This is a genomic window from Kitasatospora sp. NPDC006697, from assembly GCF_042869935.1.
Lineage (GTDB): Bacteria > Actinomycetota > Actinomycetes > Streptomycetales > Streptomycetaceae > Kitasatospora.
In genome coordinates this window covers 13,230-30,551 of sequence record NZ_JBIAGU010000022.1, presented here as the reverse complement: position 1 = coordinate 30,551, position 17,322 = coordinate 13,230, and the positions used below count along the sequence as shown (strand labels likewise).

12 protein-coding genes are annotated in these 17,322 nt (G+C 74.8%); 5 read left to right on the top strand and 7 right to left on the bottom strand.

Going from position 1 to position 17,322, the window contains the following annotated elements; genetic code table 11:
• Positions 1–117: 117 nt before the first annotated feature.
• Positions 118–1,467 (top strand): glycosyl hydrolase family 28-related protein, encoded by a 1,350-nt coding sequence (locus tag ACFYNO_RS27105; RefSeq protein ID WP_388017778.1) that lies wholly within the window; start codon positions 118–120, stop codon positions 1,465–1,467.
• Here ACFYNO_RS27105 and ACFYNO_RS27100 read toward each other — a convergent pair.
• The 3 genes from ACFYNO_RS27100 to ACFYNO_RS27090 form a co-directional block, all read right to left on the bottom strand.
• Complete coding sequence (locus ACFYNO_RS27100; RefSeq protein WP_388017775.1) at positions 1,460–5,125, bottom strand: tetratricopeptide repeat protein; 3,666 nt, start codon at positions 5,123–5,125, stop codon at positions 1,460–1,462. The two genes, ACFYNO_RS27105 and ACFYNO_RS27100, sit on opposite strands and share 8 nt — an antisense overlap.
• Positions 5,122–5,472 (bottom strand): trypco2 family protein, encoded by a 351-nt coding sequence (locus ACFYNO_RS27095; RefSeq protein WP_388017772.1) that lies wholly within the window; start codon positions 5,470–5,472, stop codon positions 5,122–5,124. Before ACFYNO_RS27095 ends, ACFYNO_RS27100 begins: the two co-directional genes overlap by 4 nt.
• A gap of 77 nt (positions 5,473–5,549) precedes the next feature.
• Positions 5,550–6,743 (bottom strand): threonine aldolase family protein, encoded by a 1,194-nt coding sequence (locus ACFYNO_RS27090; RefSeq protein WP_388017769.1) that lies wholly within the window; start codon positions 6,741–6,743, stop codon positions 5,550–5,552.
• A gap of 336 nt (positions 6,744–7,079) precedes the next feature.
• Between ACFYNO_RS27090 and ACFYNO_RS27085 the strand changes: the two genes are divergently transcribed.
• The gene (locus ACFYNO_RS27085) at positions 7,080–7,961 is read left to right on the top strand and encodes a M23 family metallopeptidase (RefSeq protein WP_388017766.1); all 882 of its coding nucleotides are present in this window, start codon (positions 7,080–7,082) and stop codon (positions 7,959–7,961) included.
• A gap of 3 nt (positions 7,962–7,964) precedes the next feature.
• Here ACFYNO_RS27085 and ACFYNO_RS27080 read toward each other — a convergent pair whose 3' ends face one another.
• A complete protein-coding gene (locus ACFYNO_RS27080; protein WP_388017763.1) occupies positions 7,965–8,612 on the bottom strand; it encodes a TetR family transcriptional regulator in 648 nt (215 codons plus the stop codon).
• A gap of 172 nt (positions 8,613–8,784) precedes the next feature.
• Between ACFYNO_RS27080 and ACFYNO_RS27075 the strand changes: the two genes are divergently transcribed.
• On the top strand, positions 8,785–10,368 hold the full coding sequence (locus ACFYNO_RS27075; RefSeq protein WP_388017760.1) for an MDR family MFS transporter: 1,584 nt from the start codon (positions 8,785–8,787) through the stop codon (positions 10,366–10,368).
• Between the two features lie 89 nt (positions 10,369–10,457).
• On the opposite strand, the gene ACFYNO_RS27070 is transcribed toward ACFYNO_RS27075, so the two are convergent.
• Entirely contained in the window at positions 10,458–11,381 is a 924-nt protein-coding gene (locus tag ACFYNO_RS27070) for an A/G-specific adenine glycosylase (protein ID WP_388017757.1), read from the bottom strand.
• A 134-nt stretch (positions 11,382–11,515) separates the two neighbouring features.
• Here ACFYNO_RS27070 and ACFYNO_RS27065 point away from each other — a divergent pair, with 134 nt between their 5' ends.
• Positions 11,516–12,445 carry a hypothetical protein gene (locus tag ACFYNO_RS27065; RefSeq protein WP_388017754.1) on the top strand — a complete coding sequence of 310 codons (930 nt, stop codon included), beginning with the start codon at positions 11,516–11,518 and terminating at the stop codon, positions 12,443–12,445.
• Positions 12,446–12,525: 80 nt separating this feature from the next.
• Here the strand turns inward: ACFYNO_RS27065 and disA are convergent, their stop codons facing one another.
• A complete protein-coding gene (gene disA, locus ACFYNO_RS27060; protein ID WP_388017751.1) occupies positions 12,526–13,632 on the bottom strand; it encodes a DNA integrity scanning diadenylate cyclase DisA in 1,107 nt (368 codons plus the stop codon).
• Between the two features lie 117 nt (positions 13,633–13,749).
• On the bottom strand, positions 13,750–15,258 hold the full coding sequence (gene radA, locus ACFYNO_RS27055; RefSeq protein WP_388017748.1) for a DNA repair protein RadA: 1,509 nt from the start codon (positions 15,256–15,258) through the stop codon (positions 13,750–13,752).
• Between the two features lie 141 nt (positions 15,259–15,399).
• Here radA and ACFYNO_RS27050 point away from each other — a divergent pair, with 141 nt between their 5' ends.
• Positions 15,400–17,262: a sigma-70 family RNA polymerase sigma factor gene (locus ACFYNO_RS27050; protein WP_388017745.1), complete on the top strand. Its 1,863-nt coding sequence runs from the start codon at positions 15,400–15,402 to the stop codon at positions 17,260–17,262.
• The last annotated feature ends 60 nt before the right edge of the window (positions 17,263–17,322 follow it).

Here is a 17,322-nt window from a genome sequence, read left to right as displayed (position 1 = left end):
GGACCACGCGGAGGCCTTCCGCGCGTGCTGCGCGCCCGGAACCCGCTTGACGGGGCGCCGCCCGGTTGCGATCTTGGCCCGGCACGACAGCGAACGATCATCGATGAGGGGGATGTCATGACGACAGCGGGAGAGGGTCGCTCCGGGCGCCGGGCGCTGCTCGCCGGAGCCGTCGCGGGCCTGACCGGAGCCGCCGTGCTCGGCAGCGGGGCGACCGGCGCGGCGGCGGCCACCCAGTCCCTGGACTGGTACAGCGTCAAGGACTACGGCGCGTACGGCGACGGCAGCCACGACGACACCGCCGCCGTGCAGAGCGCCATCAACGCCGCGCAGGCCGCCGGCGGCACGGTCTACTTCCCGGCCGGCAGCTACCTGGTCGTCCCGGGCAGCAGCGGCGCCGCACTGACCGTCACCGGCAACGGGGTGCGGCTGGCCGGCGCGGGCAGCAAGGCCTCGACGCTGGTCAAGGGCGGCAACGGCATCCTGCTGCGGCTCTCCGGCCAGGCCGACCCGAGCGGCGCCAAGCACCTGCGCTACTGCTCGGTGGAGAACCTGGGGTTCAACGGCGCGGGCCGCACCGGCCTGCTGCTGGAGCTGTACTACAACGACAACTCCTACTTCCGCGACCTCTACCTGACCAGCAACAACGACCTGGCCATCGACGCGGTCGAGTTCTGGGACTCGCGGTTCTACAACCTGGTCATCGAGTCCTGCACCGGGACCCCGGACAGCACCAGCCAGCCCAACATCTGGCTGCGCAACACCTCCTCGGCCACCCCCGGCACCTGGGGCTACAGCCAGGACAACGTGAACCAGATCCACTTCACCGGCTGCCGGCTGGAGAACTTCGGCACCGGCGCGCTCTGGATCACCCAGGGCACGGCCGGCACCAACAACCCCAACGGGATCTACCTGACGGACTGCAAGTTCGAGACCTCGAACATGCAGGGCGGCCCGCACCTGAAGGCGGACGCCTCCTGCCGGGCCGTCTACGCCACCGACATCTACTGCTTCGCCGGCGGCTTCGCCCAGGGCTACGCCAAGGCGCAGAACATCATCGTCTGGTCGCCGAGCTTCAGCGCGCTGGAGAACGTGCTGATCGCCAACGGCAACGCGGCCACCGTCAACGCCGGCGTGGACCTCTACTCGGGGCCGGGCTCCACCGCGGTGCTGCGCAACGTGGTCGGCCAGTACGGCGCCGCGCCGACCGGCACCCACGTCTACTACGAGTCCTCCAGCACCGGCGACTTCCGGGTGGACGGCTGCTACGGCACCAAGGGCGCCCAGGCCACCGGCACGCTGCCCACCGCCAACCAGGGCAATCCGCCGCTGCGGCTGGTCGCGGGGCCGGTCAGCGACGCCTCCTTCACCCATCCGCCGCTGGACGGCACGATGGCCGTGGACACCGCCGGCAACCGGCTCTACGTGCGGGTCGGCGGCGTCTGGCGCTGGTCCCAGCTCAACTGACCGGACCGCCCGGCCGCCCGGAGTTGTCCACACCCTGTGGACCGCGCTGCCTCGGCGGCCGCCGCTCCGGCACCAGGCTCGCCCGGACCGCCGCCGTCAGGGGGTGGTCCGGGCTCAGGTGGGTCTCGCAGAGCGCCAGGGTGCGGGCCGCGTAGGCGGCGGCCTGGTGCGGGTCGCCGGCCGCCCAGTGGGCCATCGCGAGCTGGTGGCGGGTGCGCAGGGTGTCCGGGTGGTGCTCGCCGAGCAGGACCCAGCGGTCGCTGAGGACGTCGTTGAGCAGTGCCACCGCCGCGGCCGGCTCGCCGATCCGGCGCTGGGCGACGCCGAGTTCGTGGCGCAGCGAGAGCGGTTCGGGGTGGCGGTCGCCGAGCACCCGGTGGGCGCGCTCCAGGGTGGTCTCCAGCAGCCCGAGGGCCTGGGTGTGGTCGCCCTGCACCAGGTAGCCGACCGCGAGGTGGCGGCGGGCGGCGAAGGTGGCCGGGTGGTCCTCGCCGAGCACCCGGGTGCGGGCCTGGTCCACCCCCTCCAGGATCGGCACCGCCCGGTAGCTGTCGCCCGCCTGGAGGTGGGCCAGGGCGAGCCGCAGCGCCGCCGTCAGGGTGGTCGGGTAGTGCTCGCCGAGCGCCCGCACGGCGTCGCTCTGCACCTGCTCCAGCGCCGGGATCGCCCGGGCCAGGTCGCCGGCCTCGGTCTGCGCGGCGGCCGCGTCGGTGCGGATCACCAGGGTGTCCGGGTGGTCCTCCCCCAGCGCCCGTTCGGCGTCCACCAGCAGCCACTCGAAGGCCGTCAGCGCCTTCGCCAGGTCGCCCGCGTCCCGCTGGGCGGCCGCCAGCCGCCCCCGGGCCGCCAGCGCCTCCGGGCTCTCCAGCCCCTTCAGCGCCTCCGCCTCCGCCGTCAGCAGCTCGAACAGCGGCAGCGCCCGGCTGAGCGCGCCCGCCTCCAGGTAGGCGGCGCCCAGCCGGCTGCGGATCAGCAGCAGGTCGGCGGCGGCGGCCTGCGCCTCGGCGTCGGCCAGCAGCTGCTCGTAGTGCCGCAGCGCGACCGCCAGCGCGCCGCTCTCCAGGTGGGCGTCGGCCAGGCGCAGCCGGGCCTCGAAGGTGTCCGGGTGGCCCTGTCCCTTCACCTGCTCCTGCAGCTCCACCAGCTGCTCCAGGGCCGGGATCTCCCGCTCCAGGTCGCCCGCGTCCTGGTAGGCGCGGGCCAGTATCTGACGGGAGCTCAGCGTGGAGTGGCCGCCCTGCTCGGCGGCGATCCGGGCGTTGACGGCGGCCAGCCGCCCGAGCGCCTCCGGCCCGCCGATCCGCTCCAGCAGCCGGCAGACCAGCCAGAGCGGCAGCTCGGTGTCGGGGGTGAGCAGCGGCAGCAGGTCCTCGCCGACGGCGTAGAGCGCCTGCCACTCGCGCGGCTCGAACCGGGCGTCGGCCTCCTGCGGGTAGCGCAGCAGCATCGGCCGCAGCCGCTCCAGCACCTCCCCGCGCACCGCCTCGTCCAGCACCGAGGCGTACGGCAGGCAGCCGGCCGCGATCAGCCGGATCCAGCGGGCCCGCCGCTCGTCCTGCTGCCCGTCGGCGACGGCCAGCAGCCGGCGCAGCAGCAGCGCCCGGTCACGGTGCGAGCAGTGGCCGACCGCCATCCGCACCACGTCCGCCCACTGCTCGTCGGCGGACCGCTCGGCGAGCAGGCCGAAGTCCCGGTCCTCCATGAACTCCCGGGCGGCCAGGTAGTCCTGGAAGGTGCGGTGGACGAACTCGAAGGTCGCCACGCTGGTCTCGGTGAGCAGCCCGGTGCGCTCCACCAGGTGGCGCAGCACCTGCTCGCCGCCGAGCGTTCCGCGGGCGGCGGGCAGGCTGGGCAGCACCTGGTCGATCTGGCGCAGCGCGTCCTCGTGGCCGCCCTCATGCTGGCCGTTGAGCACCAGCCAGGCGGCCATCCGCTGCAGCAGCGCCAGCTGCTCCTCGCGGCCGAGCTGGCGGCTCTCCGGCACGGCGACCCGGCGCTGCTTGTCGCGGCGGAGCAGCAGCATGTCCAGGGCGGACTCGTAGACCTCCATCTTGCGCGACGGCAACCCGCCCTCCCACTCCCGGTGCAGGGCGCAGATCATCGCGCACAGCAGCGGGCTGTCGGTGATCTGGTCGAGCTCCGGGGACTGCTTGAGGGCTCGCCGCAGCGCCTCCGTCATCTCCCGGAACCGGGTCTCCAGGGCGGCGTGTTCGGCGGCGGTGAGGTCGTCGGCGGCGGCCTGCTCGGCGGCCAGCGCGGCCTGGTGCCAGCGCTCGACGAAGCGGCTGCGGTCCCAGTCGTCCATCGGACAGAGCATCAGCTCCTCGAACCGCTGGTGGTGCAGCCAGTCGGCGGGCACGCCGGTGGGGCGGACGGTGACCAGGGTGAAGCAGTTCGGGTGGCGCTGCAGCAGGTCGGCCAGCCACTCGCCGGCCTCGTCCCGGCTCTCCTGGGGGATCTCGTCCAGCCCGTCGATCAGCAGGATCGCCCGGCCGGACGCGAAGAGCCGCTCGGCCCAGCCCACCGGCTGGGCCTCGGCCACCGGGCTGCGGTCCATGGCCAGGAACTCGGCGGGCAGCGGCTGCAGGTTGCGCAGCTGGAACATGCTGCGCAGCCGAAGCAGGAACGGCACCCGGTAGTTGAGCTCGGCGAGTTCGCCGACCAGGGTGCCGGAGACGGCGTTGACGGCCAGCCACTGCAGCAGGGTGGTCTTGCCGGAGCCGGCCTGGCCGCGCAGCAGCACCCGGCGGCGGTCCTTGAGCAGGCTCTCCACCCGGCCGCGGCGGCCGGTGCGGTCCACCAGCAGCTCGCCGGTGCCGTCGGTGCGCGGCCGGCGCTCCGTCACCGGCAGGGCCTGGAGGCTGAGGTAGGCGGTGCCGAGGTCCCAGCGCAGCGACTGCGGCAGGCCGAAGATCTTCAGCCGGCCGTGCTCCTTGCGGATGGTGCGGGCGTACTCCTCCTCGAACTCGGCGTCCTGGCGGTCCCGGGCGGAGATGCCGGTGACCCGGACCGGGCCGCGCAGCAGCCGGCCCAGCACCCGGGTGAACTCCGGGTCGTCCAGCAGCGGGGCGACCGGGACCAGGCCGAGCTGGGAGTGGTGCCAGACGCCGGGCGCGAGGTCGGCGGCGGCGAGGCCGAGCAGCAGGTTGTTGAAGACCACCGGGGCGCCGGACATGCCCGACCACGGGGATTCGGCGCCGGGCACCGGGCCGGGCGGCCGGTGCGCGGTGGAGAGCACGTGGCGCCCGGTGCCCAGGCCGCTGGCGGGGGACAGGGTGCCGACCAGCTGGTGGCTGCGGAGCACCCCGCCGTCCTCCCGGCCGGCCGCCGGGTAGCCGATCGCGTGGCAGAGCGGGACCGGCTCCAGCTCGTCGATCCGGCCCCAGCGCAGCTGCTCGAAGCCGGCCGCCAGCTCGGGCCGGACCAGATCGCCGGCGGCCTGCAGCAGCGCCGCGTCGGCGCCGGCGGAGCGCCAGACCGGGGTGCAGCGCAGCCAGCCGCGGCCGCCGGGGACGGCGGCCTCGACCACCGGGCCGGCCGCGGGCGGCCCCTGCGGCAGCAGGTGGTCGGCGGTCAGGATCAGCCGGCCGGTGAGCAGCACCCCGCTGCCCTGGCCGGCCGCCCGCACGGCCGCGATCCGCTGGGCGGTCAGGCTCAATGGACGCCCTCGCCGGGCTCCGGGGCGAAGCCGTCCCGGCTGCCCAGGTCGCCGTTGCCGACCAGCAGGTTCGCGCCGGTGGCGGTGTCGACCGGGGTGAGGCTGACCGTCACCCGGTGCGCCCGGGTGCGGGCCTGGCTCGCCTCGGCGCCGACCGACAGCACCCAGGCCCGCACCCCGCCGCCGCCCTGCCGCTCGCGCCGCAGTTCGACCGAGAACTCCAGCTCCACCGTGCCGACCTCGAACTGCAGCCGCTCGCCCGCCGCCCGCTCGGCGGCCTGCGCCAACTGGCGGCGGACCGCCTCGACGGCCTCGGCGAGTTCGACCTCCGGGTACTCCTCGCTCATCCTGACCCCCTGTCAGCTGGCCGGAATCCGGCGGTGCGACGGCCGAGAACCAGCGTTGACGATGACCTGGCAAGCCGTCAAGCAGGCACCCGCGCACGGTCGGTGGCGGGCGGACCGGCCAGCCGCTCGACCTCGCCCAGGAAGGCCAGGACCGAGTCGGCGACCTGCTCGGCGGTCCAGCCGAGCGCCGGGGCGAGCACGCTCAGCTCGGTCATCGCCAGCCCGGGCACCGGGCCGGGCCACCAGGTGCCGAAGAGGCCGTCGCCGGTGCGGCGGCAGTGCGCCAGGCCGGCCTCGGTGAGCAGGCCGGGCGGGTACGGCAGCCAGAGCTGGAACTGGTGGGTGTGCGGCGGGTCGGGGTGCACCCGGGCGCCGGGCAGGCCGGCGGTGGCGGCGCGCAGCCCCTCGGCGACCACCCGGGCGTGCGCCAGGTAGCCGGGCAGCCGGGGCAGCTCGCGGACCAGCGCGGCCCGGGCGGAGAGCGCGGCGGGCCACTGCTGGTAGAGCTGCCCGCCGTAGCGGTGCCGCCAGGCCCGGGCCTCGGCGATCAGCTCGGCCGGGCCGGCCAGCGCGGCGCCGCTGAGCGCGCCCAGCGCCTTGTAGAAGGAGACGTAGACCGAGTCGCCGAGGGCGGCCGGCTCGCGCGGCGGGCGGCCGTAGTGCGCGGCCGCCTCCCAGAGCCGGGCGCCGTCCAGGTGCACGGCGGCGCCGGCCGCCCGGGCCTCGGCGGTCAGCTCGACCAGCTCGGACCAGTCGGGCAGCACGAAGCCGGCCGCGCGCAGCGGCAGCTCGACCAGCAGCACGCCGTAGGGCTCGTCCAGGGCGCGCAGCTCGGCGGCGCTGGGCAGCCGGGGCGCGGTGGTCGGGAAGACGGCGTCCAGGCCGGTGAGCCGGCGGTAGGCGCGGCGCTCGTGGGTCTCCAGGTGGGAGAGCGGGTGGCCGGCCACCACCGGGCAGCGGCGCTGCCGGGCCCAGCAGCGCAGCGCGACCTGCTGGGCCATGGTGCCGGTCGGGAAGTAGGCGGCGGCGCGCTTGCCGAGCAGGTCGGCGACCTGGTGCTCCAGGGCGGCGACCACGCCGTCGCCGTAGAAGTCGGGGCGCTCGGCGGGGTCCACGCAGGCCCTGGCGTCGGCGCCGAGCTCGGCCAGCCGCTCGTGCAGGGTGACCGGCCGCGGACCGGAGAGGATCCGGTCGGCGGCCCGCCAGAGGGCGAAGCGGCGGTCGTCGGGGCCGTGGTACGGCTCCGGGGTGACGTTCGATTCTTCGGTCATCCCTTGATGGTCCGCCGGGCGGGCGGCGGCGGGAACGGTCGTGCGGTGGAGCTTTGGAGGTCACGGCGCGGTCTCGACCCGCCCCGGCTGCGGTGGTGATGGTCACAGCCGGTGAGCGAAGTACGAGGGGCGGTAGGAGGTCGGGGCGGACCCTCGGTCGGTACGACAACAGCAGTAATCCGCCAACGGCTTGAACTTGGCGCGCGGCTCGCACTACACGCCGTAGTAGTTGATCGGATTTCGCTACTTCCTCACCGACCGTTACACCTGACTGGACACCCGCCCAGCGCTGCCGACCAGCCGCTGGCCCGAGCCCGCAGCGAGGTCGAGCAGCGCATGCACCCACTGCTGAAGTCCCTGATCGACGGCCCTGATGGCCGCCACGCCCGCCCGCGCCAGTCCCGCGACCCCTACGCCGTCTTCCGCGGCCCGAACCGCCGGGCCGCCCTGACCGCGACCGCGGCGGGTGCCGTGCTGCTGGGCACCGTGCTGGCCGCGGTGCCGGGCAGCGCCGTGGCCCAGACCGTGCGGCCGACCACGCCGGGCGCCTCCGCCTTCACCGCCGGGCACGGCCACACCGCCGACGGCGTGCTGGTGCAGCTGACGGCGCCGACCGCGTACCGGGTGAAGGGCGGGGCGTACGCCTCGCAGAAGGCCGTCGCGGTGGCGGCCAACCTGGCGCCGGCGGACGCGCCCGGGCCCGCGCAGCCGCAGCCCGCTGCGGCCCCCGAGCCGCCCCAGCAGCCCCAGCAGCCCGCCGCGCCGGCCCAGCCGGCCGCCGCGGCACCCCCACCGGCCCCGGCCGGGCCGGTCTGGTCGGCCCCCGCCCCCGGCGCGCCGATCAGCAACCCCTACGGCAAGCCCGACCGCGGCTACGCGGCCGGCTACCACACCGGCGTGGACTTCGCGGTGAACTCCGGCACCCCGCTGCTCGCGGTCGGCGACGCCACCGTGGTCTCGGCGGGCTGGGACGGCGCCTACGGCAACGAGGTGGTGCTGCGGCTCTCCGACGGGAGGTTCGCCGAGTACGCCCACCTCTCCCACCTGGAGGTGCACGCCGGCCAGCGGGTCGGCGGCGGCCAGCGGATCGGCGCCTCCGGCACCACCGGCAACTCCACCGGCCCCCACCTGCACTTCGAGATCCGCTCGGCCAACCGCTACGGCGCGGTGATCGACCCGGTCGCCTACCTCGGCTCGCACGGGGTCACCGGGCTCTGAGGATCAGGCGCCGGCCTGCGCCGCCGGCCGGGGCTCGATCCGGTCGGCGATCTCCAGCGCCACGGTGAGCGAGGCCCGCATCGCCGCGGCCAGCTTGCTCTCCACCGCCTCCGGCACCTCCTCGCCGACCACGCCGACCGCGGCCTGGGGGTCGCCGATGTCCTGCTTGAGCAGGAAGAAGGCCGAGTTCACCGAGAAGAGCGCCATGGTGGCGCGCAGCCGGTCCTCGAACGGGGCGTCGGGGCCGTGCACCAGGTGGATCATCCGGACCATCCGGTTCTTGAACTCCAGCCCGGCGGCCGACTCGCGCAGCGCGGGCTGGTTCTCGTGGAAGAACCGCAGCAGCGGCGCCCGCTCGGCCATGCCGGCGGCGAACCGGCGGACCAGCTCGTCGCGCACCGCGGGGCTCCACTCCTGCTGCTCGCCCCAGACGATGGTCTCGTCGATCGGGGCGGCCATGGTCTGCACGATGCCCTGGACGATGTCGTCCTTGGTCTTGAAGTGGTAGTACAGGGCGGCCTTGGTGACCCCCAGCCGGTCCGCGATCTCGCGCAGCGAGGTCTTCTCGTACCCCTGCTCGGAGAAGAGCTCCAGCGCCACCGCGATGATCCGCGCGCGGGTGTCGCTGCGGGGGCTTTGGGTCGTACTCATGGCCTCTATGCCTGCCTAGCTCGCTCGGACTCGGGGGGCCCCGACAATCGGCTTGACTCCCGACTTACCCAGACCTTACCGTGCCATCGACTCATAAACTAGCCGGTCGGCAAGTAAGGCACTCACGACGGGGCCGGAAGCCACGGCCACCAGGCGCTCCGGGAGACGCACCATGGCACAGCAACAGGTCGACGCGACGGCGGAGACCCCGCCCGCGGCGCTCGGTCCGGACGGCCGTCCGGCGCGTTCGCCGCGCGAGATCAGGCTGGTGATGATCGGTCTGGTCATCACCATGCTGCTCGCGATGCTCGACAACCTGATCGTCGGTACCGCGATGCCGACCATCGTCGGCGACCTCGGCGGCGCCAACCACCTCTCCTGGGTGGTCACCTCGTACACCCTGGCGACGGCCGCGGCGACCCCGATCTGGGGCAAGCTCGGCGACCTGTACGGCCGCAAGAACACCTTCATCACCTCGATCGTGATCTTCCTGATCGGCTCGGCGCTCTCCGGCCTGGCCCAGACCATGAACGAGATGATCGCCTTCCGCGCCCTGCAGGGCCTGGGCGCCGGCGGTCTGATGGTCGGCGTGATGTCGATCATGGGCGCGCTGGTCTCCCCGCGCGAGCGCGGCAAGTACCAGGGCATGTTCGCGGCCGTGATGGCGCTGGCCACCGTCGGCGGCCCGCTGCTCGGCGGCTTCATCACCGACCACTTCAGCTGGCACTGGATCTTCTACATCAACCTGCCGCTGGGCATCGTCGCGCTGGCCGTGGTGACCGTCACCCTGCACCTGGAGAAGGTCAAGTCCACCGCGCGGATCGACTACGCGGGCGCCGCGCTGCTGACCGTCGGCATCACCTCGCTGGTGCTCATCACCACCTGGGGCGGCACCCAGTACGCCTGGGGCTCCAAGCACATCATCGGCCTGGCGGTGCTCTCCGCGGCCTCGCTGATCGGCTTCTGCTACGTCGAGCAGCGGGTCGCCGAGCCGATGCTGCCGCTGACCCTCTTCAAGAACCGCGACTTCACCTCGGTCTCGATCATCGGCTTCATCGTCGGTTTCGCGATGTTCGGCGCGGTCGCCTTCCTGCCGCAGTACCAGCAGATCGTGCAGGGCGCCTCGGCCACCAACTCCGGCCTGCTGCTGATGCCGATGATGTTCGGCATGCTGGTGGTCTCGCTGGTGGTCGGCCAGTACGTCACCAAGACCGGAAAGTACCGGATCTTCCCGATCATCGGCACCATCGTGATGGGCGGCGGCTCGCTGCTGCTCTCCACCATGGGCGTCGGCACCAGCCAGATCGTCTCCAGCGCCTACATGGTGGTGCTCGGCGCCGGCATGGGCTTCCTGATGCAGATCACCATGCTGGTCGCGCAGAACAGCGTCGAGCTCAAGGACATGGGCGTGGCCAGCTCCACCGCCACCCTGTTCCGCACCATCGGCGGTTCGTTCGGTGTGGCGCTGTTCGGCGCGATCTACACCAACCAGATGACCGACACCCTGAAGTCGCGGGGCATCCCGACCGGCGGCTCCAGCAACCAGCAGCTGACCCCGGCCTCGCTGCACACGATGCCGGCGCCGGTGCAGGACGCCATCCACCACGGCGTCACCAACGGCATCCACTCGGTCTTCCTCTGGGGCGCGGCGATCAGCCTGATCGCCATCGCCGCCTCCTTCCTGCTGCGCGGCGCCCCGCTGCGCGGCGCCAGCCAGCCGTCGGAGGACAGCGCCATGGCGGCCGCGGCGCACTGACGCCCGACCGCCCGCAGACCGGCGGGGCCCCACCCTGAGGGATCCAGGGGGGGGCCCCGCCCCCTTTCCGGCTTTCCGGCTCGGGCCGGCTACTGCGGCAGCCGGTACCAGCCGTCCGCCAGCGGCTCGACCAGGCCGTCGGCCACCAGGCCGTCCAGCGCCCGGGAGCGCTGGACCTCCTCCGGCCAGACCACGTCCAGGTGCCTGCGCTCCACCGGCCCGTGGCTGGCCCGCAGCACCGCGAGCAGCTTGCCGCGCACCTGCCGGTCGGTGCCCTCGTAGGTCTGGCCGCGCCGGGCCGGGCCCTGGTACGGCGGGCAGCCGGCCCGCTGCCAGGCACAGTGCGGGCGCAGCGGGCAGCCGCCGCACTCCGGCGAGCGGGCGGTGCAGACCAGCGCGCCCAGCTCCATCACGCCCACCGCCCAGCTCGCGGCGGTCTCCGGGTGGTCGGGCAGCAGCTCGGCGGCGGTGCGGCGCTCGGCGGCCGTGGTGGCGTTGGCCGGGTACTCGACGCCGGTCACGGCCCGGGCGAAGACCCGGCGCACGTTGGTGTCCAGCACCGCGTGCCGCTGCCGGAAGGCGAAGGAGGCCACGGCGGCGGCGGTGTACTCGCCGACCCCGGGCAGGGCCAGCAGCGCGGCGTGCTGCTCGGGCACCTCGCCGCCGTGCCGCTCGACGATCGCGGTGGCGGCCGCGTGCAGCCGCAGCGCCCGGCGCGGGTAGCCGAGCCTGCCCCACATCCGGACCGCCTCGCCCGGCGCGTCGGCGGCCAGCGCGGCCGGGGTGGGCCAGCGCTCCAGCCAGGCGGCCCAGGCCGGCAGCACCCGCTTCACCGGGGTCTGCTGGAGCATGAACTCACTGACCATCACGCCCCACGGACTGGCCCCCGGGGCCCGCCAGGGCAGGTCCCGGGCGTTCTCCCGGTACCAGTCGAGGACGATGGTGTGCAGCAGCGGGGCGGGGGCCTCGGCGGTGCTCGGCGCTGCGGTGCGGGGTGCGGAAGTGATCGGCATAGCGCCTTCGATCCTCGCACAGTCGCGGTGCGACACTCCCTCGGACGGCGGAAATACCGGATCATGTGAAAGATCGAGTCCCGAGACCGGTGTTGGTGCGCATGAGGGGTCCCCGGCTCTCGTAGAGTTTGCTCGTGCCCTCTCTGCGACAGCCCGTCGGTCCCCTGCCCGCCTCGATCTACTGGCGGCGTCGGCTTGTTGTGCTCGGCGCCGCCGCGGTGGCGGTGCTGCTGCTGGCCTGGCTGACGTTCGGTCAGGACGGCGGGAAGAAGAACGCCGCGCATCCCGCGCCGATCTCCGGCGCGCCCAGCGCGCCCGGCTCGATCACGCCGGGCGCCTCCCCGACCGGCCCGGCGATCTCCACCCGGCCCGGCGGGACCGGTGGCGGCGGAGCCTCGCCGACCGCCGGCGCGAGCGGCACGGCCGGCACGGGCACCGGCGGTACGGCGGGTACCGGCGGCACCGGCACGGGCGGGACGGCCGGCACCGGCGGCACCGGCACGGGCGGCACCGACGGCGGCGCCACGGGCGGGGCCACGGCCGGCCCGACGGCCGGCGGCACGGGCGGCACCGGGACCACCGGCGGCAGCGGCACCGACCCCGGCAGCGCCCCGCCGATCAACACCGCCGCCGTGCTCTCGCTGCCGATCTGCACCGCCTCCCAGCTGACCCTGGAGCTGGCCGGCACCCAGAACGCCTACGCGCCGAAGGAGAAGCCGACCTTCGAGCTGAAGATCCGCAACGCCTCGAGCAACCCGGCCGTCCTCTGCCGGGTGGACCTCAGCCAGGCCGCCTCCTCCATCACCGTCAACTCCGCGACCGGCGAGCGGATCTGGTCCTCCGCCGACTGCGTGACCGACAAGCAGGGCCGCTGGGTGCAGGTCTCCCCCGCCACCGCGCTGACCGAGACCTTCGTCTGGGACCGCACCCGCAGCAAGCCGCAGTGCGCCACGGTGACCGACACCTCCCCGGCCCCGGCGGGCAACTACCTGGTGCAGGCCGAGCTGGCCGGCCCGGCCGGCGGCCCGGTGCCGGCCCGCACCTCCACCCGGCTGGACGGCTGACAGCACGTCAGCGGAACGGCCCGGACCCTCGCTCGAGGGTCCGGGCCGTTCGTCGTACTGATGGCTGAGGAAGCGTTACCTCAGACGTACCGCTCCAGGATCGAGGACTCGGCCAGCCGGGACAGCCCCTCGCGGACCGAGCGGGCCCGGGTCTCGCCCACGCCCTCGACGGCCTGCAGGTCGTCGATGCTCGCCGCGAGCAGCTTCTGCAGCCCGCCGAAGTGCTCCACCAGGCGCTCCATCACGGTGTTGGGCAGCCGCGGGATCTTCGCCAGCAGCCGGTAGCCGCGCGGCGAGACGGCGGTGTCCAGCGACTCGGGCGAGCCGGAGTAGCCGATCGTCTTGGCCACCGTCTGCAGGTCGAGCAGCTCGGCGTGGGTCAGCGTCTCCAGGTCGGCCAGCACCTCGGCCACCGTGCGGCCGCGCTTGGCGGCCCGCTCCGGGAAGTAGTCCCGGGCGACCAGCTCGCGCTCCGGCTCCACCCCGGCGATCAGCTCGTCCAGCTGCAGCGAGAGCAGCCGGCCGTCGGTTCCCAGCTCCAGCACGTAGCCGGCGATCTCGGCCGCGATCAGCCGGACCATCTCCAGCCGCTGCGCCACCGCGGTGACGTCCCGGACGGTGACCAGGTCCTCGATCTCCAGCGCGGAGAGGGTGCCGGCCACCTCGTCCAGCCGGAGCTTGTAGCGCTCCAGGGTGGCCAGCGCCTGGTTGGCGCGGGAGAGCACGGTGGTGGAGTCCTCCAGCACCCGGCGGCTGCCGTTGACGTACATCGCGATCAGCCGCATCGAGTGCGAGACCGCGACCACCGGGAAGCCGGTCTGCCGGTTCACCCGTTCGGCCGTGCGGTGGCGGGTGCCGGTCTCGTCGGTGGGGATCGCCGCGTCCGGCATCAGGTGCACGCCGGCCCGGACGATCTTGGTGATGTCCTTGTCCAGCACCACCGCGCCGTCCAGCTTGCACAGCTCGCGCAGCCGGGTCGCGGTGAACTCGACGTCCAGCACGAAGCCGCCGGTGCAGAGCGACTCGACGGTCTTGTCGAAGCCGAGCACGACCAGCCCGCCGGTGTTGGCCCGCAGCACCCGCTCCAGCCCGTCCCGCAGCGGGGTGCCCGGGGCGATGGCCTGCAGCGAGGAGCGCAGCAGGGCCTCCTCGCGGGGGGACTTGTCTCCCCGGTCGCTCGCTGCCACGTGACTCCTCCGGCCCGGTTCCGGACCGCTCTCAGCCCCGGTCCCTCGTTCGCTTCTGTCCGATCTGGTACTGGACAGGGCAAAGTCTACGGTGCGGCCGCGCTGACGGTGCCTCGGTCAGACCAGTTCGTCCGAATCGACCGGTTCCCAGCCGTCCATCAGCTCGTCCGGATGGGCGGGCGGTGCGGGCACCTGGCGGGCACCGGCCGCCGGGCGCTGCTCCGTCCGGGGCCGCCCGGCGGAGCCCCGGCCGCGCCGGCCCGGGATGGCCCGCAGCGCCTCGCCGATGTCGGAGACCTCGACCACCTTCATGCCCGGCGGCACCTTGCCCGGGTCCGGCGGCACCAGCGCGTGGGTGAAGCCCAGCCGGTGCGCCTCGGCCAGCCGGCGCTGCACCCCCGTCACCCGCCGCACCTCGCCGGCCAGGCCGACCTCGCCGATCGCCACCAGGTTGCTGGGCAGCGGGGTGTCGGTGGAGGAGCTGGCCACGGCCAGCGCCACCGCCAGGTCGGCCGAGGGCTCGGTGAGCTTCACCCCGCCGACGGTGGCGGTGTAGATGTCCTGCTTGCCGAGCTTGATGCCGCCGTGCCGCTCGACCACGGCCAGGATCATCGCGATCCGCGGCGACTCCAGACCGGAGGTGGTGCGGCGCGGCGAGGGGATCTGCGAATCCACCATCAGCGCCTGCACCTCGGCCACCAGGGGGCGCTTGCCCTCCAGGGTGACGGTCAGGCAGGTGCCGGCCACCGGCTTGTCGCGGCGGGTCAGGAAGAGGCCGGAGGGGTCGGCCAGGCCCTCGATCCCCTCGTCGTGCAGCTCGAAGCAGCCGACCTCGTCGGTGGCGCCGTAGCGGTTCTTGACGCCGCGGATGATCCGCAGCCGGGCGTGCCGGTCGCCCTCGAAGCTCAGCACCACGTCGACCAGGTGCTCCAGCAGCCGGGGCCCGGCGATCTGGCCGTCCTTGGTGACGTGGCCGACCAGCAGGGTGGCCATGCCGCGGTCCTTGGAGGCCCGGATCAGCGCGCCCGCCACCTCGCGCACCTGGGCCGGGCCGCCGGGCGCGCCGTCCAGCTCGGCGGAGGCGACGGTCTGCACCGAGTCCAGGATCAGCAGGCCCGGGTTCACCTGGTCGATGTGGCCGAGCACGGCGCCCAGGTCCTGCTCGGCGGCCAGGTAGAGGTGGTCGGAGAGGGCGTTGATCCGGTCCGCGCGCAGCCGGACCTGGCCGGCCGACTCCTCGCCGGTGATGTAGAGCGTGCGGTGCTGGGAGGTGGCGGCCTTGGCGGCCACGTCCAGCAGCAGGGTGGACTTGCCGACGCCCGGCTCGCCCGCCAGCAGCACCACGGCGCCGGGCACCAGGCCGCCGCCGAGCACCCGGTCCAGCTCCGGCACCCCGGTGGAGCGGGCGGTGGCCACCTGGCCGTCGACCTGGCCGATCGGGCGGGCCGGGGAGCTGACCGGGCCGGCCGCGGTGGTGCGGATCGGCACCGCGCCGTACTCCTCCACCGTGCCCCAGGCGTTGCACTCCGGGCAGCGGCCCACCCATTTGGGCAGCTGGTTCCCGCACTCCGTGCAGCGGTAGGCCGGGCGGGGCTTGGCGGTGGTCTTCGAGGTGCGGGCTGCCATGCGGGCCACGGTAGCGGGTGGGGCCGACAACACGCGTACGGGTGGACTTCGTCGCCGGAACAGCGGTCCTGTTACCCGAAAGAAGTACAAAGGCACCGATTGGCGCGGGTCCGGGGCGCCGGACTCCCTACTGTTCCGGACGTGACCCCCGCGACCATGCGCACCGCCTACCAGCGACAGCTGGACGGCCTCTACACCTACTGCCTCTCGGTGCTCTGCGACCCGGTGGCGGCCGCGGCCGCCACCGGCGAGGTCCGGGAGCTGGCGGAGAGCGGCGGCGACCGGCTCACCGACCCGGCGCTGCGGCGCGCCTGGCTCTACTCGGCCGCCCGGTACGCCTGCGTGCGGCGGCTCGCCGGGGGCCGGGCGGACGGGCCGGTCGACGACCCGGCCCGGCAGCGCGGCGAACTGGCCGCGCTGGCCTGGCCGGAGGCGGCCGGGACCACCGCCGAGCAGCGCGAGGCGCTGGAGCTGACCCTCCGTCACCACCTGGACGAGGGCGAGCTGGCCGCCGTGCTGGGCCTGGGGCCCGGCGCGGCCGCCCGGCTGCTGGCCGGCGCCCGGGCCGAGCTGGCCACCACCCGGCAGGCGCTGCTGGTGCTCGGGGTCGGCAGCTGCCCCGAACTCGCCCGGCTCGGGGGGCCGGGCGCGGAGCACTGGCGCGGCTGGGTGCTGGGGCCGGCGCTGCGCCGGGAGCTGGTCCGGCACGTGGACGACTGCCCGACCTGCCGGGGGACGGCCGGGCGGGTGGCCGGCGCGGTGGGCCCGGACGCGGTGCCGCCGGCCGGACTGGCGCTGCTGCGGGCGCCGGCCTGGCTGCGGGATCCGGCCGGTGCGCGGCCGGCGGAGGAGCCGCCGGCGGCCGTCTTCGACGCCCGGGGGCTGCCCCGGCACCGGGCACCCGGGCTGCTGGAGCGGCACCGGGCGGGCGGGGACCTGCACGAGCGGCTGGTGGTGGCCCGGCAGCGGCTGGTCAGCACCGGGGTGCTGGCGGCGGTGCTGACGGCGCCGCTGGCCGCGTTCTGGGTCGCGCACCGGGACGGCACGCCGGTCGCGGGGGCCGCGGCGGTCTCCTCGGTGCGGGTCGCCTCACCGCCGCCGGGGGCGGACGACGAGCCGCCCGCCGCGGTGGCGCCGATCGCGCCGGCGGTGGGCGACGGCGGGCCGGAGGCCGCCGTGCCCGCTCCGGTGGTCGGCCGTCCGGGCGGCGGACCGGCGGTCGCGGGGGCCGTCCCGGTGCGCGGCCTGGCGGCCGCGCTGGTGGGGTCCGCGTCTGCAGAAACGTTGCTGCCCCCACTGCAGGGGCTCGCGGTGCCGGTGCCCGCCGCCGGCGCGGTGCCGCTCTCCAGCCCGCGACTCCAGCCGGCGCCGCTGCCCGCACCGGCCGCCGCGCTCGACGTGACCGCCGGCAGCTACGGCAACCGCACCGTGCTCACCCTCACCAACACCGGCGGCAGCCCCCTCGACTGGCACGCCGTGGTCGGCTGCGACTGGCTGCGGCTCAGCCGCGACTCGGGCTCCCTGGCGCCCGGTCAGCGGATCACCGTGATCGTCACCGTGGACGATCAGCACGCCCCCGACGCGGACTGGACCGCCTCGATCGCGCTGCCGCCGTCCAGCGCCGTGGTCACCCTCAGCGGCGGACCGAACCGGCGCGGGGTGCCCGCCCCCGGCCCGTCCGCCTCCGCCACCGACACCCCGCCGGCCGGCACCACGCCGAGCGCCAGCGCGAAGCCGAGCGGCAGCGCCAGCGCCACGCCCTCCGACGCCCCGAGCGCGGGCAGCAGCGCCAGCACCGCGCCCAGCAGCAGCGAGAGCCCCAGCGCCAGCCCCACGTCCGGTCCGTCCGCCCGCCCCTCGGCCAGCCCTTCGGTGAGCAGCAGCCCGTCCGCCACGCCCGCGCCGTCCGGCCCCAGCAGCTCCCCGGCCCCCTCGACCGCACCCGCCAGCGGCTCCAACACGCCCGACACCTCGCCCTCGTCATCCTCGTCGTCCTCGCGGTGAGCGGTCCCTGCACCGCTCCAAGAGATATGACTCTCCAGTGACAACCCGCGTTGCACGCGG

What these genes read in the sequence shown, in the direction of transcription:
- ACFYNO_RS27080 (WP_388017763.1), bottom strand. Translation starts at nt 8,612, where the DNA reads ATGAGTACGACCCAAAGCCCCCGCAGCGACACCCGCGCGCGGATCATC.
- radA (WP_388017748.1), bottom strand. Translation starts at nt 15,258, where the DNA reads ATGGCAGCCCGCACCTCGAAGACCACCGCCAAGCCCCGCCCGGCCTAC.
- ACFYNO_RS27090 (WP_388017769.1), bottom strand. Translation starts at nt 6,743, where the DNA reads ATGACCGAAGAATCGAACGTCACCCCGGAGCCGTACCACGGCCCCGAC.
- ACFYNO_RS27095 (WP_388017772.1), bottom strand. Translation starts at nt 5,472, where the DNA reads ATGAGCGAGGAGTACCCGGAGGTCGAACTCGCCGAGGCCGTCGAGGCG.
- ACFYNO_RS27075 (WP_388017760.1), top strand. Translation starts at nt 8,785, where the DNA reads ATGGCACAGCAACAGGTCGACGCGACGGCGGAGACCCCGCCCGCGGCG.
- ACFYNO_RS27105 (WP_388017778.1), top strand. Translation starts at nt 118, where the DNA reads ATGACGACAGCGGGAGAGGGTCGCTCCGGGCGCCGGGCGCTGCTCGCC.
- ACFYNO_RS27070 (WP_388017757.1), bottom strand. Translation starts at nt 11,381, where the DNA reads ATGCCGATCACTTCCGCACCCCGCACCGCAGCGCCGAGCACCGCCGAG.
- ACFYNO_RS27085 (WP_388017766.1), top strand. Translation starts at nt 7,080, where the DNA reads ATGCACCCACTGCTGAAGTCCCTGATCGACGGCCCTGATGGCCGCCAC.